Source organism: Spirosoma jeollabukense (assembly GCF_054777855.1).
Genome location: NZ_BAAHAD010000006.1, coordinates 280,846 through 296,196, shown reverse-complemented (window position 1 = coordinate 296,196; position 15,351 = coordinate 280,846). Strand labels below are relative to the sequence as shown.

Genomic DNA, 15,351 nt, shown 5'->3' with positions numbered 1-15,351 from the left:
GGTTCAATTCACATGCTCATTATTCGCTCCGCTTCGGGGGTCAGATATCACCTTTAAAATCGTTCACTGAACCTATGAACAAAAAAGTCATTCTTATCATCCTTGATGGCTGGGGGATTCCACTGAAACCTGAAGTGTCGGCTATTGAAGCGGCTCATACGCCGTTTATGAACTCGTTATACCCTAAGTATCCGAATAGTACGTTGGAAGCGTCGGGCTTGGCGGTTGGTTTGCCAGCCGGTCAAATGGGTAACTCCGAAGTTGGCCATATGAACCTCGGAGCAGGCCGCGTGGTCTATCAGGACTTGGTTAAAGTTAACCTGGCTGTTGAAGAGCATACGCTTGATAATGAACCTGTTCTGGTCGATGCATTGACGTATGCTAAAACCAATGGTAAGAAAGTTCACTTTATTGGTCTGGTTTCCGATGGTGGCGTTCACGCGCATATTGAGCACGTGAAAGGCTTGCTGTCCATTGCGCACGCACATGGTTTGACAGATGTTTTTGTCCATGCCTTCACGGATGGCCGCGATACTGATCCCAAAGGCGGTATTGGCTATTTAACTGACTTGCAGGATCATATGGCCGTTTCGACCGGACAGATCGCGAGCGTTATTGGCCGCTATTACGCGATGGATCGCGACAATCGCTGGGAACGTGTCAAAATCGCTTATGATGCGATTGTATATGGCGAAGGAGAGAAAGTAGCTGCGACCAACGTAACTAAAGCGCTTCAGGAATCTTACGACGCGGGTGTAACCGATGAGTTTATAAAGCCCATTATTGTTGCGAACGCCAATGGAACGCCAATAGCCGTTATCGAAGATGGGGATGTAGTGCTTTGCTTCAACTTTCGCACGGATCGCGGTCGGGAAATCACGCAGGCGCTGACGCAGAAGGATTTTCCGGAGCAGGGTATGAAAAAACTCAATCTGGAATACATCACGATGACTAAATACGACGATGATTTCGTAGGTGTGAAGGTCATATTCGAAAAAGATAATCTCGAAAAAACCCTTGGTGAAGTTATTTCGTCAGTGGGCAGAAAGCAGATTCGTATTGCTGAAACGGAGAAGTATCCGCACGTTACATTCTTCTTCTCGGGTGGTCGTGAGGAACCGTTTCCGGGCGAAAAGCGGCTGCTTTGCCCTTCACCGAAAGAAATGGTTGTTCTCGACGACAGGGGTGTAGAGGTGACCATACCCGTGAAAACCTACGACCAGATACCTGAAATGTCAGCTTACGACATCCGAAATGCTATTATTCCTGAATTAGAGAAAGAAGAAACGGATTTCATTTGCCTGAACTTTGCCAACACCGACATGGTTGGGCACACGGGCGTATTTGAAGCCGTGGTGAAAGCGGCCGAAACCGCTGATGCCTGCGCACAAGCTGTCACCGAAGCTGCCTTGGCGCATGGTTACACGACAATTATCATTGCCGACCACGGTAACGCCGAATACATGACTAATGACGATGGGACACCCAACACGGCCCACACAATCAATTTAGTGCCCTGTATTCTTATTGATAAAGACTATCATCCGGTTCTCAATAATGGCAAACTCGCTGACATTGCCCCCACGATTCTCCAACTGATGGGTATTCCACAACCGCCTGAAATGGGTGGGGTGAGCTTGATTAAGGAATAGCCATTTTATTAACGTAGTAAAAAAGCCGTGCCTGTTATATCAGTGCGCGGCTTTTTTATGCGTTGCCGGAGCAACCAGGCTACAGTAGCCAGATACCCTAATTGCACTTTAGGAAAGGTAACCGATAAATTTGTGGCCTTTATCTAATATGCAGATTGACAATTCCTTAACACCTTCTGATCTTTCGGCAAAACTTGACCAATTCTGGACGCTCTCAGGACAGAAAATTAGCCTGATAGAGAAAGAGTACGACGTAGCAAAAGGCTCGCCCGTTTTCACCGTTGCCGGTCAATACACCACGCGTGGCTGGACAGAGTGGACACAAGGCTTTCAATTTGGCTCGGCAATCTTACAGTTCGACGCCACGAACGAGGACGAATTTCTGGAAATAGGCCGCCATAATACATTGGCTGTCATGGCTCCCCACATTAGTCACATTGGTGTGCATGACCACGGTTTCAATAATGTCAGTACGTATGGGAACCTGCTTCGGCTAATGCGGGAGGGCCGAATTCCACACAATGACTGGGAGGCTAATTTTTATGAACTGGCCCTAAAAATCTCTGGGGCCGTGCAGGCCAGTCGCTGGACGAGTGTCAAAAACGGAGGTTTTATAAGCTCATTCAATGGTCCGCATTCGCTTTTTGTCGATACAATACGTTCATGTCGGGTATTAGTGCTGAGTCATGCATTGGGACACATTTTCCAAGGGGAAGGTGATGTGAAAATCAATCTGCTGGAACGGGCTTTACAACATATCAAAGCCACTGCCGACTATTCTGTTTTTTACGGCGAAGGGCGTGATTCATACGATCTATGGGGACGTACTGCTCACGAAAGCGTCTTTAACGTCAAAGATGGTAATTTTCGATGTCCTAATTCGCAGCAGGGTTATTCAGGCTTCACCACCTGGACGCGCGGTTTAGCCTGGGCCATGTGTGGTTTTGCTGAACAACTGGAGTGGCTCACTACGTGCGACGATGCCGAATTAGAACCTTTGGGAGGGCGTAGCATCATTGAAGCTTACATGCTGAAAGCCGCTACCGCTACCTGCGACTTTTACATTGATTATACACCCACGGATGGTATTCCTTACTGGGATACGGGTGCGCCAAACTTACACCGCTTAGGTGATTACCTGAACAGACCTGCTGACCCTCACAATGATTTTGAGCCTGTAGACAGTTCTGCAGCTGCCATTGGAGCGCAAGGATTGCTACGTCTGGGCAATTACCTGACCAGGAAAGGCGACGCCGAAGCTGGAAAACGATACCATCAGGCAGGCTTGACCGTCCTCAATACCCTGTTTGATGAACCTTATCTTAGTACAAACCCAACGCATCAGGGACTGATTCTACACTCGATTTACCACCAGCCTAATGGTTGGGACTACGTGCCGCCCGGAAGCAAAATAGCCAACGGTGAATCGAGTATGTGGGGAGATTACCATGCGCGCGAGGTAGCCCTATATCTGCAACGTATCGTTCGCAATGAGCCGTACTACACTTTCTTCAACCGGATCGCCGAACCGTACCTACCATGAGTGAGAAATATAAACCCCAATTTCCGCGCATGGCCCAGCTGAAAACGGCGGCTGATTTGCGGAATTATCTGGAAAAGAACAACATCGATCTGCCGTTTGACGATGCATTGCTGCCTGCTGCCGAAAGTCCTTTCAGTCGATCCATTCAGCTCAAGTCAGGCAAAACGATTGGCAATAGTCTTTGTATTTTGCCAATGGAAGGCTGGGATGGTACGACCGATGGCCGACCAACGGATTTTACCCGAAACCGCTGGAAGAAATTTGCCGTTAGTGGTGCCAAATTACTGTTCGGTTGTGAGGCTGTAGCCGTCTGCCATTCAGGGAAAGCCAATCCTAATCAGTTGGTGCTGAACGCTGATACGTTCCCGGACTTTGTCGAATTGCGGCAATTGATTCTTGATGAACACACCAAAGCGTTCGGAAAAACCGATGATTTATTGATCGGGCTTCAGCTAACCCATTCGGGGCGTTTCTGTAAGCCTAAGAGTCACAAAGCTTTTGAGCCGAAGATTCTTTACAGCCATCCATTTCTGAATAGCAAGTTCGGCATGTCTGCCGATTATCCGACGCTTACTGATGAGGACATTGATCAGATTGTCGACCACTACGTCGAAGCGGCTGTGCTGGCTCAAAAAGCAGGTTTTGATTTTGTTGATGTAAAACATTGCCATGGTTATCTGGGCCACGAGTTTCTAAGTGCAGTGCATCGGGAAGGACGCTATGGAGGGTCTTTTGAGAACCGAACGCGTTATCTTCGAAATATCGTTGCGGGCATCCGTCAGGCTGCTCCCGAACTAGAAATCGGTATTCGCCTGAGTGCGTTCGATATGCTCCCCTTCAAAAAAGGGCCTGCTGGTACGGGCATTCCAGAAGCCGCTGAACAGTATCCATTTGCTTTTGGAGGGAAGTCAAACGGGCTGGGATTTGATCTAACCGAAACGAAAGCGTTGCTGTCGCTAGTCGAATCACTCGGAATACAACTGGTATGCATCACCGGCGGAAGTCCCTATTACAATCCACATCTGATGCGCCCGGCTCTATTCCCGCCTTCTGATGGCTACTTACCTCCCGAAGATCCATTATTGGGCGTAAAGCGGCAAATTGATGTGACGTACGAGCTGAAGCAGGCTTTTCCTGAATTGGTGGTTATTGGATCGGGCTATTCGTATTTGCAGGAGTGGCTTCCTAACGTAGCGCAGTACGTTTTGCGTAACGGTATGGCCGATAGCGTAGGCTTCGGGCGTATGGTGTTGTCCCATCCAACGATGCCCGCCCATATGGTCGCTGGTCGGGCACTCGTCCGAAACCAGATATGTCGCACGTTTTCTGACTGCACGACGGCACCACGTAATGGGCTCATTTCGGGTTGTTATCCGTTGGATATACTCTATAAAAAACGGCCCGAAGCCGAGCAACTCAAAGCGATAAAAGAGAACTTGTGAGAAACACGGAACGCTCGCACTGGCGCACCAGACCGGTAGCACTTGTTACAGGGGGAAGCCGGGGCATTGGATACGGCATTGCTGAACAGTTAGCCAAGGCCGGATTCGCTCTGGCCATCAATGGTGTTCGGCCCGAAGAAGCGGCCAGTAATGCGCTGGATAAACTAAGGCAATATGGATGCGATGTCATTTACTGCCAGGGCGATGTTGCGTCAACAGAAGCACGAACAGAAATAATACAACGTATCAAAACGCATTTTGGACGATTAACCGTACTGGTCAATAACGCAGGTGTGGCACCAAAAGAACGTCGGGATATTCTTGAAGCGACAGAGGAAAGTTTTCAATATGTACTGTCAACCAACTTACAGGGAGCGTATTTTCTGACCCAGGCAGCCGCCAACTGGATGATTGCCCAACAAACAGAGGAACCTGATTTTTGGGGATGTATTATCAACGTATCATCTGTTTCGGCAACTGTTGCCTCCGTTAACCGGGGTGAATACTGCGTAGCGAAAGCGGGTTTAAGTATGGCCACCCAATTGTTCGCCACCCGACTCGGCGAATACAACATTCCGGTTTATGAGGTTCGGCCGGGAATTATAAAAACGGATATGACGGCGGGCGTAACAAGCAAATACAACGCTTTGATTAATAGTGGATTATGCTTACAGAAACGCTGGGGTCTCCCAGACGATGTAGGCAAAGCAGTAGCTTCACTTGCCACAGGCGCTTTTCCCTATTCAACAGGTCAGGTCATTATGGTTGACGGCGGAATGACGGTACCGAGACTATAAATGGCTGACGGCGGTCCGTCCCCACAGTGGTTGATATGAAAGCACTCATGTGTCAGTCAACGTAATGACGACGTCCATAAACCGAAAATTGTAATCCTAAAATCAGTTCCTAAACCAAGTCAAACTCATGGACTCAAAACAAGTTTCCCGGCGCTACGTCCTTAAGGCAGGCGCTGTTGGTTCGCTGGCAGCTATTGGTCTGCCCACCTATATCCCAGCGCATGCGTTTGGGGCCAATGATCGTGTTCGGATGGCCGTCATTGGTATCAATGGGCGCGGCAAAGACCATATTCAGGGGTTATCAAAGCAAAAGGATGTGGAAGTAGTCACCCTATGCGATGTAGATAGCAATGTCCTGCAAGCAGGTGCGGCTGATTTTGAGAAAAAATACAACCGGAAAGTTCAGACCATGGGTGATCTTCGACAGGTCTACGATGATAAAAATATTGATGCTGTAAGTATTGCTACGCCAAATCACTGGCATGCACTGGCGGCTATCTGGGCGTGTCAGGCGGGCAAAGACGTTTACGTTGAAAAACCGGGTGCGCACAACCTGCACGAAGGCCGTAAACTCATCGAAGCGGCTACCCGCTACAATCGTATCGTGCAGCATGGGGTACAATTACGTAGTTCTGAGGCTATTCAGGAAGCAATCAAACACCTGCGGGATGGGCTGATTGGTAAGGTATATATGGCGCGCGGCCTGGTTTACAAGTGGCGTCCAGACATTGGCAATAAAGGCCCCTCGCCCGTTCCGTCTGAACTAAACTGGAATATGTGGCAAGGACCGGCGCAGGAAAAGGAATTCAGTAAGAACTACGTTCATTATAACTGGCATTGGTTCTGGGATTACGGCAACGGCGATATTGGTAACCAGGGTATCCACGAAACTGACTTATGTATGTGGGGCCTGGATGTAGGGCTGCCTGAAGAAATCACATCGGCAGGCGGTAAATTTCTCTGGAACGACTGCAAGGAAACACCGGAGACTCTCACGTCGGTTTACAAATATCCATCATCAGGCAAAGTGATCCAGTTTGAGGTCCGGCCCTGGATGACGAACAAAGAAGATGGTGTCGAAATTGGCAACCTTTTTTATGGTGATAAAGGCTACATGGTCATCAATGGGTATGATGATTATAAGACGTTTCTGGGTAAAGAGCGTGCACCGGGACCAGCGCGTAAAGCCGGTGGCGACCACTACGCTAATTTTATCGAAGCTGTCCGATCGCGGGATAAATCGAAGCAGAACGGCCCGGTCGAAACTGCCCACTTGGCGTCAGGCATTGCGCACCTGGGAAATATCGCTTATCGCTTAGGTCGGACACTACATTTTGACCCAAAAAATGAAGTATTTATTGGGGACAAAGATGCGAACCAAATGCTAACCCGTAAGTACCGCGCTCCGTTTATAGTGCCGGAAAAGGTGTAAAGGTTTGATTTTCAACTAGATTTTGGTCCATGAATTCTTTGTCATTCTGACGCAGGAAGAATCTTCGAGTGAGGCTCTATTCAGCTAATACCGACGATTCCTCCTGCGTCAGAATGACAAAAATGAACGCCTAACATACCTGATGAAGCCAATCTCGACTACTGAAGTAACCTCAACAAACCGCCCGGTTATCAGCCAACTTCTGCAACTGCCAGTATTAGTTGCTGCTCTGGGTTATCTGGTAGATATGTACGACCTGTTTTTATTCAGCGTTGTACGTGTTCCGAGCCTCAAAGGATTAGGCATTGATGGGGACAGATTATTGAGTGATGGCCTCCTGCTGTTGAATGCACAGATGGCTGGATTGCTAATTGGCGGAATATTCTGGGGTATTTTGGGCGATAAAAAAGGGCGTCTTTCTGTGCTGTTTGGCTCTATTCTGATCTATTCGCTGGCCAATATTGCCAATGGGTTCGTTACGTCGCTGGATCAATACGTATGGCTCCGGTTCGTGGCTGGACTAGGGTTAGCGGGTGAGTTAGGGGCCGGTATTACGTTGGTTACTGAGATTCTGCCGAAACAGATTCGGGGGTACGGCACCACACTCGTGGCTACAATGGGTGTGTTAGGGGCTATCCTGGCGTATTTTATGGCGGACTTGTTCGATTGGCGCATTTCCTATTTCATCGGTGGTGGATTAGGACTATTGCTGCTCGTTCTGCGGGTGAACGTACTGGAATCTGGTCTTTTTGTCAAGACAAAACAACGGGATTTGAGCCGTGGAAGTGTCTTAATGCTTGTTTCCGATAAGACCCGGCTACTTAAATATTTTCAGTGCATCCTGGTAGGGCTGCCTATCTGGTTTGTCGTCGGCATCCTTATTACATTCTCGCCGGAGTTTGGGAAAGCCCTTGGTTTAAGCGCGCCCGTTGTGGCGGGTAAAGCAGTCATGCTAAGTTTTTCGGGGCAGGTACTGGGCGATATAGTCAGCGGTTTTTTAAGCCAGTGCCTTCAAAGTCGGAAGAAAGCTATCCGGCTATTTATGCTCTTGTCCCTGGTATTTATGCTGATTTACTTGCTGGCCCCCGTAAGCGATACAACCCTCTTTTACGCGATTTGTGTCTGTCTTGGGTTCGCCAATGGTTATTGGACATTGTTTGTAACGATTGCCGCCGAACTGTTCGGTACCAACCTTCGGGCAACTGTCGCGACGACTGTACCCAACTTCGTACGAGGAGCTACCATTCCACTAAGTGCACTATTTATTCAACTCAAGCCGTCGTTAGGTACTATTTACAGCGCCTTAACGGTTGGGTTACTTACGCTCGGAGTCGCTTTAATCGCGTTATCTTTCCTGGATGAGACGTTTAAGAAAGACTTGGATTACGTCGAAGAAGCCTAGAGGGAAAGGTTGGAGCCCTGATAAGGCAGAAGTGGCTGATTTACTTAGATAAAATCTTTGTAAATCAGCCACTTCTGCCTTATTAGAGCGCTATATACTTACATATCAAACAAAATCCGGGATGGATCTTCCAGGATCTGCTTCACACGGACCAGGAAGCTAACGGATTCTTTCCCGTCAATAATACGGTGATCGTATGACAAAGCCAGGTACATAATTGGCCGGACAACAATCTCGCCGTTGATGACGACCGCCCGCTCAACAATATTGTGCATACCAAGGATAGCCGACTGTGGCGCGTTGATGATTGGTGTCGAGAGCATCGAACCGAACGTACCACCGTTAGTGATCGTAAACGTACCACCCGTCATCTGGTCAATCGTCAGTTTATTGTCACGAGCTAATCCCGCCAACCGAACGATTTCTTTTTCAACGCCGGCAAAGCTCAATTTCTCCGCATTCCGAATAACCGGTACTACTAAGCCCCGGTCGGTCGAAACGGCGATAGAAATATCGCAGAAATCGTTGAAAATCATCTGATCGCCGTCGATCTGGGCGTTTACCGCCGGGAAGTCTTTCAGCGCGATACAAACCGCCTTCGTGAAGAATGACATAAAGCCAAGGCCAACGCCATTTTTCTCCTTGAACTTGTCTTTGTACTTGTTCCGAAGATCCATAACCGCCTTCATGTCGACCTCATTAAACGTAGTCAACATAGCCGTTTCGTTTTTCACGGCTACTAACCGCCGGGCGATTGTCCGACGTAGCGATGTCATTTTTTCCCGACGTTGACCGCGTTCACCTGCAACAACTGGCGCTGGTGCAGGAGCTGCCGGTTTGGGGGCGGTCGGAGCAGCTGATACGTCGGACCGCTGTGGCGCTGGGGGAGCAACGGGCGCCGGAGCAGTCGATGCCTTTTGCGCATCTTCCTTTGTAATACGACCACCTACACCCGATCCTTGAACCTGCTGGGCATCAACGCCTTTTTCGTCCAGAATTTTAGCGGCTGCGGGTGATGGATAATGAGCCGCATAGCCATTCTGGCCATTGCTGGCAGTAGGTTCAGGAACGGGAGCTGATCCATTTGCCGATGGTTGCGGAGCTAGTGTATTCGCAGGGGCTGAGGTAGCAACTGCACTTGAACCTACTTCTATTTTAGCAATTAACGCACCGATGGGTAATGTTTCGCCCGCCTGCGCTACGATACGTAGCGTTCCAGCCGCTTCAGCAGGAAGTTCGAACGTTGCTTTGTCAGATTCCAGTTCACACAGAACTTCGTCAAGGGCAACTTGGTCGCCATCTTTCTTACTCCATGAAGCAATGGTAACTTCCGTAACCGATTCACCGACTGCCGGAACCTTCATTTCTATTACACTTGAACCCGTTGCAGCAGGTGCAGAAGCAGGTGATGCCGCCGGTAGCGGGGTTTCTGGCGCTGGTGCAGGTGCTGGCGTCTCAGCTTTAGGCACTTCCGATTTAGCTGGCTCTGCCGCTGGTGGTGCAGCCGGTGCGCTACTACCATTATCAATCGTACAAATACTAGCGCCAATGGGTAGAACGTCGCCTTCCTGAGCCAGAATGTGTAAAATTCCATCCGCTTCGGCGGTTAACTCAAAGGTCGCTTTATCGGAATCGAGTCCACAAAGAACATCGTCCATCTTTACGCTATCACCTTCTTTTTTATACCAGGTGCCAACGGTTACTTCGGTAATAGATTCCCCCACGGGAGGAATTTTCATATCAACGGCCATATAAGATAGTAGTTAGTCGATAGTCGGCAGTCGATAGTATCAGTATTTCCTAATGGCTATCAACTGACGGCTATCGGCTGTTTTTTTATTCAAACGCTCTCCGAACAATATCGGCTTGTTCCTGAGTATGTATTTTAGCGTAACCGGTTGCCGGTGATGCTGAAGCCTTACGCGAGATAACCGGTAGATTCAGGCCGTTACGTAGTAAGAAAGTCCAGTAGCCCATATTATCGGGCTCTTCCTGTACCCAGAATATTTCGACCTTTTTGTATTGCGCCAGTATATCATCCAACTGCTGTTTAGGCAACGGAGCGATTTGTTCCAGCCGCACAATGGCTATGTCATCACGTTGGTCGGTCTGCTGTTTCTCCAGGAGGTCGTAATAAACCTTACCGGTACACAGCAGCACACGTTTCACTTTTTTAGCTTGCGCATAACTATCACCAATGACTTCCTGGAAATGGCCTTTCGTCAGATCCTCTAAAGGCGAAATGCACTTTGGATGACGTAGTAACGACTTTGGCGACATCACGGCAAGCGGCTTCCGGAACGCCCATGTCAACTGCCGACGCATCAGGTGGAAGAAGTTCGCTGGCGTTGTTATGTTGGCAACGACCATGTTATACTCAGCATATAGTTGCAGATACCGCTCAGGCCGAGCATTGGAGTGCTCAGGTCCCTGACCTTCATAGCCGTGCGGAAGCAACATCGTTACCCCATTCTGAATACCCCACTTTGACTCGGCAGCTGCAATAAACTGATCAATAATCAATTGGGCACCGTTCGAGAAATCACCAAACTGAGCTTCCCAGATAACCAGCGCGTGAGGGTTTGCCATTGCATACCCGTATTCAAAGCCCAATACGCCGTATTCTGATAGCAGCGAATTGTAGACCTGAAACTTCTGCTGACCTTCCTCAATAAAATCGAGAGATGAGTATGACTTGTTCGTTTCAGAATCGTGCAGTACGGCGTGACGGTGCGAGAACGTACCCCGTTGTACATCCTGACCGCTAAGCCGGACGGGCTTGCCTTCGACCAGTAAAGAGCCGTACGCCAGAAGTTCGGCAGTACCCCAGTTCACCATTTTGGTGTCGGTAAGCATTGCCTGACGGTCTTTCAGCAATTTGTCAATTTGCTTTAGTGGCTTAAAGCCCTCTGGGATTTTCACCAGCGCTTTGCCCACTTTTTCCAAAACATCAGCCGAGACACCTGTTTCAGGCGATTTCTCGAAATCTTTTGGTTCACTAAAACGTAGCTCAGCCCAGTCAAGGTCCAGACGTAGCGGTTTATAGGGGATCTCTGCTTTCTGCTTTACCCGGTCAAGCCGATCCTGTAGCTGCTTTTTGAACTCCGTATCCATGCGTTGGGCCAGTTCGGCATCAACATCACCTCGCTTAATGAGTAGGTCTTTGTACAACTCACGAGGGTTAGCATGCTTCTCGATGATGTTATACATCGTTGGCTGCGTAAACTTGGGCTCATCAGCCTCGTTGTGACCGTATCGCCGGTAGCAGACCATATCGATAAACACGTCGCGGTTGAATTTCTCGCGAAACTCTACGGCTAATTTAGAGCAGAAAATAACCGCTTCTGGATCGTCGCCGTTGACGTGAAAAATTGGCGCATCAATGATTTTGGCTACGTCCGAGCAGTAAATAGAGGAACGGGCGTCGTCAAAATCGGTAGTAAAGCCAATCTGGTTATTAATGACAAAATGGACCGTACCGCCGGTTTTATACCCCGCAAGTTTAGCCATCTGCGTCACCTCATATACAATACCTTGTCCTGCCACAGCCGCATCGCCGTGAATCAGAATAGGCATGATTTTCGTGAAATCACCGTGATATTCTTCGTCGGCCTGTGCCCGCACGAACCCTTCAACTACCGGGTTAACGGCTTCTAAGTGTGATGGGTTTGGGGCCAATTTTACGCTAATCTGCTTCCCTGACTTCGTTTCTGTCAAACTCGAATAGCCGAGGTGGTATTTAACGTCGCCATCGCCGTGGACCTGTTCGGGTACGTTTCCTTCGAATCCATCAAAAATAGACTCATAAGATTTACCCAGAATGTTGGCCAGCACGTTCAGGCGTCCTCGGTGAGCCATACCGATCATCACTTCCTCAACGCCCATGTCGGCCGCCTGGCTAATGATTGTATCCAGAGCCGGAATTGTTACTTCACCACCTTCGAGAGAGAAGCGTTTTTGGCCTAAGTATTTAGTAGCCAGAAAGTTCTCGAAAACTGTTGCTTCGTTCAGCTTTTCGAGAATACGTTTTTTCTCGTCAAGTGAAGGTTCAAAAACGAGCGCTTCTTTTTCAATCTTGTTCCGGAGCCAGTTTTTAACGTCCAGCTCGCGGATATACATGTATTCGAAACCAATGTCGCCCGCATATATTTTGCGTAGCGACTCCATAATAACACGTAGCGTTGCCGGTCCGATGCCGAGTAATTTACCCGAATCAAATACCGTATCTAAATCAGCCTCCGACAGCGCGTAGTCCGGCAAATCAACCCGGGGTTGTCGGTCTTTACGTTCTTTAAGTGGGTTAGTTTTAGCCAGCAAGTGACCACGAGACCGGTATGCCTTAATTAAGCTTGCTACCGAAACTTCTTTTTCTGCATGAAGCGCATCGACAGGTTTGGCTGCGGCCTGGCCCGTTGCAGCGGCTCCATTTCCGTTCAGTGTAGCACCGTTACCGTTTGATTTGCCCGGTCCGGTGTTTCCATTGGGTTTTTCGCCGTATGTCAGCGAAAATTCAAATCCTTTGAAAAATTGCTGCCAGCTTTCGTCAACTGCTTGAGGGTCTTGCTTATAAGACTGATAGAGTTGATCTACGTAAGCCGCATCAGAATTGGCGATATATGAGTACTGATCCATGACGGGGACGCGTCGTTGTTATGACCCGCAAAGGTAGCGTTTCGGTCAAACAGTTGACTGCAAAATTTTCTGTTTTTATTGACTTTTTGTTGGTTACCACTTCATTAGCAGCATAACAGTCAGAAGACCATTTTGGTTGACTATTGGCTCAATCTACAGATCAAACTAACATATGAGTCATCTCAAGTTTCAGATGTAGCTCATATGTTAGTATATGATTACTTGCTGGCGGGAGAAAAACAATGAAGTTGCTGCGGTGTGATACAGGCATCCAGTCGTATGTCCGTTGGCTCGACATCGTCGATACGTTCGATGGACTCAAACAAGGATAGACCAATTTTTAGGCAATCCGACCGACATTCAGCCAGAAAGCGATCGTAGAAGCCGCCACCGTAGCCAACGCGATGCCCCTGTTGGTCGAAAACCAGTAAGGGAACAAAGACAAGGCTGAATGCGTCCGACGGTAGTGACTGAGTATCAGTTGGTATAGGTTCTGGAATGCCCCAGCGGTTTTCAACGAGTGGTGTGGCCGGAGACAGCAGGTAGTGGCTTAATGAATGCGTGGAAGCGTTCGTAACTGGGACGGCAACTTGAAGATGGTAGAATTTCGTCCAGAGCTCCCGAATAATAGGCCACGTATCGACTTCATGTTGACGAATGATTGGAAGAAATGTGTGAACAATCCCCGGTTCTCCGGCAAATTTGCTTTTCTCCAGCCAATTGAAAAAATGCTGCGTAATAAGCTGATTACGGATAGAAACTTCATCCGTCGACAGCGCCCGTCGTTGGGCAAGGAACTGCCGACGTAACGTAGCTTTGGTCATGCTGGATTTAGGTTATTTACAGCTACCGCATCAAACTATTCCAGGCAAAGCTGCATCCGGTAATCGAACGGATCAAAGGCGGACAGCATCTTTTGCAGAAATGTCTTATCGTTCAGGTAGAAGGACAGGAAGTTTTCGCTACGTTCCTGTAAGCTACCATTAGGGAAGAGAGATTCTTTGACAGCTAATAATTGCCGAACACCCGTCTCCTGATTGCGTTCTTCTGCTCGTCGCATTTTCTTTTCAAGTCGGGCAACGGCGTTGGCAAACCGCTTTGTTTCGGCCAGAACCGCCTTTTCGAGCGTTGGGTCAACCATTTGTGCTTTGTGCAGAATGGCGTCCAATGCTTTATTTACGGTCTTATTCTCGTTGTCAAATTTCAGCGTATGGCGCGCATGGTGCTCGACGTATTCGCGTTTGAGCTTGAGTGTATCCTCAAATAAATCCTCTGGCGTCAGCCCTAGCTTGCAGATGCGTTTGTTACTTACGGATGGTACGTACATCGCAAAATTGCGGGGCATCAGCATCGGAAATGTTGTCTGGTAGTAATCAAAGACAGGCTTCAACTGCAACCAGTAAGGCACTTCCGAGGGCCCGCCAATGTAGGCTAGATTGGGCAGAATCGTTTCCTGGTACAAAGGGCGTAGCACTACGTTCGGGCTGAATCGCTCAGGATGCTCGTCAAGCAGTGTAAGAATCTCACTTTCCGAGAACGTTAGCTTTTTATGTACAACCCGATACGTGCCATCTTCTTTCCGCTCAATACGTTCGCGGATTTGATCATCGAGATAGAATAAGTTGATGTCGCGGGGGGCAATAACAGTTTTATAGCCCAAGGTTTCCAGTGCCTCCGTTTGCTTGTGCACCAACTCGCCTGATTTCTGATTGACAAGCTCATCGTGCATAACGGGCGCGAAAACACGCTTCAAGGCAGCGTCATCAGCATCTAAACAAACCAGTCCCTCGGCCCCAAATAGTTCATTGACATAGTATCGGGCGGCATCAGCTAACGTATTGTTTTTCAGGTAGGCTTCTTCAAACAGCGCTAGCTTTTCAGGAATCTGGTTGAAAAGTGTTTTTAATTCTTGTGGGTTCATGCGTCCGACAGCCCCACGTTGTTCTGTTTGCCAGGCATAGTTCTTGCCCATCAACGAGAAATGGTTGATTTCGGCAAAGTCGTGGTCTTCGGTCGCCATCCAGTAAATGGGTACGAAATGATAATCCGGGTATGCTTTTTTTAGCTGCTTCGCAAGATTTATCGTTGTGATCAGCTTGTAGATAATGTAAAGCGGTCCCGTAAAAATATTAAGCTGATGCCCCGTTGTAACCGTAAACGTATTGGGCTGAAGAAGTACCGAAAAGTCGGGTTTATGACTAAGATTCGCGTATTGCCGCTCAAGCGCATCCACCAAAATCTGTCGCTTCGATTCATCAAACGTCTTATCAAGTAACTGTTCGTGAAAGGCCGATAACTCTGGAAAGCGACTGTAGAAAGGTTTTAGACTATCTTTTTTGTTGATGTAATCGAGAAAAAGAGGGGAAAACTGGCCGGTTGAAGCAAGCGGCAGGTACTTACAGTCCATGCAGAAGGGTAGGGTTGCGTTTACCGGATTTTAACAACGAAAAA

10 protein-coding genes are annotated in these 15,351 nt (G+C 48.5%); 6 read left to right on the top strand and 4 right to left on the bottom strand.

The features are described from left to right. The first annotated feature begins 74 nt into the window (after positions 1-74). The 6 genes from gpmI to ACYVEA_RS22505 all read left to right on the top strand — a co-directional run bounded on the left by gpmI (position 75) and on the right by ACYVEA_RS22505 (position 8,268). A complete protein-coding gene (gpmI, locus tag ACYVEA_RS22530) occupies positions 75-1,652 on the top strand; it encodes a 2,3-bisphosphoglycerate-independent phosphoglycerate mutase (protein ID WP_461115695.1) in 1,578 nt (525 codons plus the stop codon). Between the two features lie 148 nt (positions 1,653-1,800). Beyond that, positions 1,801-3,195: a glycosyl hydrolase gene (locus ACYVEA_RS22525; RefSeq protein ID WP_461115694.1), complete on the top strand. Its 1,395-nt coding sequence runs from the start codon at positions 1,801-1,803 to the stop codon at positions 3,193-3,195. Then, the gene (locus tag ACYVEA_RS22520; protein WP_461115693.1) at positions 3,192-4,637 is read left to right on the top strand and encodes an oxidoreductase; all 1,446 of its coding nucleotides are present in this window, start codon (positions 3,192-3,194) and stop codon (positions 4,635-4,637) included. The genes ACYVEA_RS22525 and ACYVEA_RS22520 overlap by 4 nt, the downstream gene beginning before the upstream one ends. Continuing rightward, entirely contained in the window at positions 4,634-5,434 is an 801-nt protein-coding gene (locus tag ACYVEA_RS22515; protein WP_461115692.1) for a 3-ketoacyl-ACP reductase, read from the top strand. The genes ACYVEA_RS22520 and ACYVEA_RS22515 overlap by 4 nt, the downstream gene beginning before the upstream one ends. Positions 5,435-5,561: 127 nt before the next feature. Continuing rightward, positions 5,562-6,866: a Gfo/Idh/MocA family protein gene (locus ACYVEA_RS22510; protein WP_461115691.1), complete on the top strand. Its 1,305-nt coding sequence runs from the start codon at positions 5,562-5,564 to the stop codon at positions 6,864-6,866. Positions 6,867-7,008: 142 nt separating this feature from the next. Then, positions 7,009-8,268 (top strand): MFS transporter, encoded by a 1,260-nt coding sequence (locus ACYVEA_RS22505; protein WP_461115690.1) that lies wholly within the window; start codon positions 7,009-7,011, stop codon positions 8,266-8,268. Between the two features lie 98 nt (positions 8,269-8,366). On the opposite strand, the gene odhB is transcribed toward ACYVEA_RS22505, so the two are convergent. From odhB to bshC, 4 genes are all read right to left on the bottom strand, one after another. Next, the gene (gene odhB, locus ACYVEA_RS22500) at positions 8,367-10,019 is read right to left on the bottom strand and encodes a 2-oxoglutarate dehydrogenase complex dihydrolipoyllysine-residue succinyltransferase (protein WP_461115689.1); all 1,653 of its coding nucleotides are present in this window, start codon (positions 10,017-10,019) and stop codon (positions 8,367-8,369) included. Positions 10,020-10,104: 85 nt separating this feature from the next. Continuing rightward, positions 10,105-12,900: a 2-oxoglutarate dehydrogenase E1 component gene (locus ACYVEA_RS22495; protein ID WP_461115688.1), complete on the bottom strand. Its 2,796-nt coding sequence runs from the start codon at positions 12,898-12,900 to the stop codon at positions 10,105-10,107. Between the two features lie 218 nt (positions 12,901-13,118). Next, the gene (locus ACYVEA_RS22490) at positions 13,119-13,724 is read right to left on the bottom strand and encodes a 5-formyltetrahydrofolate cyclo-ligase (protein ID WP_461115687.1); all 606 of its coding nucleotides are present in this window, start codon (positions 13,722-13,724) and stop codon (positions 13,119-13,121) included. Positions 13,725-13,759: 35 nt separating this feature from the next. After that, positions 13,760-15,307, bottom strand: coding sequence for a bacillithiol biosynthesis cysteine-adding enzyme BshC (gene bshC / locus ACYVEA_RS22485; RefSeq protein ID WP_461115686.1), 1,548 nt, complete (start codon positions 15,305-15,307; stop codon positions 13,760-13,762). Positions 15,308-15,351: the final 44 nt, after the last annotated feature.